This window comes from Nocardioides antri, assembly GCF_008373765.1.
Taxonomy (GTDB): Bacteria; Actinomycetota; Actinomycetes; order Propionibacteriales; family Nocardioidaceae; genus Nocardioides; species Nocardioides antri.
Genome location: NZ_VUJW01000128.1, coordinates 1 through 262 on the forward strand (window position 1 = coordinate 1; position 262 = coordinate 262).

Sequence of the window (262 nt, forward strand, 5' to 3'; positions counted from 1 at the left end):
ATGAGGGAGAACGGGGGGGACATCCCCGCTCCGGAGCCGGCCGACGGCGGCAAGGGCGGCGGCGTGGGCCTCGCTCCCGGACTGGGTGGCCCGGTGCCCGGTGGCGGCGCGGAAGCGTTCGCTGCGGCGAAGGGGGCGGGCGCTGAGCACGCGGAGGGCATGGGCGGCGTGGATGGTGGCGGGTTCACCGAGGGGGCCAAGCAGCGGGGGGTCGGCTTCGCCCGCGGCATGCGCGGACACGGGGTTGGCATGGCTGATCCGG

The 262-nt window shown here is 77.1% G+C and carries 1 pseudogene; it reads left to right on the forward strand.

Features of this window, described 5'->3' with window-relative positions:
- Positions 1-262: pseudogene (locus F0U47_RS21530) on the forward strand (hypothetical protein); the annotation flags it as partial.